Annotated in this window: 2 protein-coding genes; both read right to left on the bottom strand. The window is 38.0% G+C overall.

Going from position 1 to position 1,580, the window contains the following annotated elements:
- Positions 1 to 206: 206 nt before the first annotated feature.
- The gene (locus BIZ39_RS21680; protein ID WP_187448094.1) at positions 207 to 437 is read right to left on the bottom strand and encodes a hypothetical protein; all 231 of its coding nucleotides are present in this window, start codon (positions 435 to 437) and stop codon (positions 207 to 209) included.
- Positions 438 to 464: 27 nt separating this feature from the next.
- On the bottom strand, positions 465 to 1,301 hold the full coding sequence (locus BIZ39_RS21675; protein ID WP_187448093.1) for a twin-arginine translocation signal domain-containing protein: 837 nt from the start codon (positions 1,299 to 1,301) through the stop codon (positions 465 to 467).
- Positions 1,302 to 1,580 lie beyond the last annotated feature (279 nt).

Below are 1,580 nucleotides of genomic sequence, written 5' to 3'. Positions count from 1 at the left end.
CTGCTTGTTTCTTTGACGAGAAGAGCGTACCACTTTTAGCAGTTGGCCTCCTCTTCTACACCTTTCCATGAATGTCGCACTTATTATCTGAAATCGGGGGCTTTTAACTTGAGACTCTCCATACATTTTTTTAACAGCGTTTTGAAGAGATTCGCAAGAGCTAACGAGTTTAAAGGTATAAGGACCAGTGTCAATATATATAGATTTCAAACTTCTACAAGAATCCCTATCTCTACCGCTTTATTAAAGCTAATTGATTCAAACGCGAGTGCTGATTTCCAAAAGGCTCCTTCATGGGCATTGACGAGCAACTTTCTGATAGCTTCTAAATCAAAGTATTCCAATGCTAAAGTATCCCCTGAACGTTTGTCAAAAATAAGGAGATAACGACTATTAGTCAGCACTTTAACTAGAATAAATTCACTGAACCTAAACATATTTATCGGTGAAGGCAAGACTCTAAATTACCATCTACCCTTTCTACCTTTTCCTCGTCCTCTTCCAGTATCATCTTCGTCGCTATCTCTGTGGTCTTCATCGAAACCGTACTTGGTGGTTCGATTATGTTCATTATCTTCAATATCAGACAATCCATAATTCGTTGAAGCTTCTGATTCAAAATTATAGTTAAAACCAACCAGCTCAGTTCCACCAAACATGGCTGGTGAAGACATTGCAATCTTTGCCTCAGTGAAGAGATAAACTGCTATCTCATTAACCAACTCATTGGCTTTGGCAACTCTAAGTCCATGTTCTGCTAAGTGGTCAATAATAGACGGATAAAAACCAAAGTAAACATTTAACCAAACAGCGGCCAAATTGTAGTCGACGCCACCGGGATCGCTTAAAGCAGCAGACAACGGTATACCGCCATTAAAATAACTAACATCACTTGACATAAGGCGGCGGTCTATTTGCATAGAGTTGGAATTAATAACAGACTGCAAATGTTTCTCATAAGCGACCCACAAAATAGAACCGGCTTCAGCTGCAGGTAAGTTTGGTTGTTTATCCAGAACAGAAAACATCGATTTTAATCTTTTTCCATTCATTGAACCATCGACTGCATCTTTCCACGTACCAGGAGAACACCCCCCGTTTATATCGGGTTTTCTACACTTTTGCTCTTCGCTAAATTTCGATACATTTCCAGACATAGCTCCCGATACCGAACAGGTCCCCCATACCGACTTACCCGGTACCGCTAGGGCCGCGGAGCCCACCGCAGTTTTTACTAAAAACTTACGGCGAGAGTTTGTCTTTTCAGACGAACTATCACTTTGAGTAATTTTTTGGCTCATTTTACCCTCGAAAAACTAAATACACTGATAGCGCTACTACTTTACAAGCAATAAGCGAACCAACAAAAAAACCTTTTAATATCAACTACTTAAAAACCAGCAACTTACTCACTGTAAAAAAAAAAGACACCTTCGAGTCTAATTAACCTTTCAAACTTAGCTATTTGCTACTTTCTGAAATTTTTCGACTTAAATAATAACAAAATTAATGCAAATTGATAGATTATTATTTAATCTTTATTACAAAAAGTGATTTTTGTATGTAGCTTTATAAATATT

This window comes from Alteromonas sp. BZK5 (assembly GCF_014349115.1).
Lineage (GTDB): Bacteria > Pseudomonadota > Gammaproteobacteria > Enterobacterales > Alteromonadaceae > Alteromonas > Alteromonas macleodii.
Note: the sequence above shows the minus strand (reverse complement) of the source record. Positions and strands in the feature narration are given on the sequence as shown.

Excerpts from the sequence above, each read along its gene's own strand:
- BIZ39_RS21680 (WP_187448094.1), bottom strand. The coding sequence starts at position 437 with ATGTTTAGGTTCAGTGAATTTATTCTAGTTAAAGTGCTGACTAATAGT.
- BIZ39_RS21675 (WP_187448093.1), bottom strand. The coding sequence starts at position 1,301 with ATGAGCCAAAAAATTACTCAAAGTGATAGTTCGTCTGAAAAGACAAAC.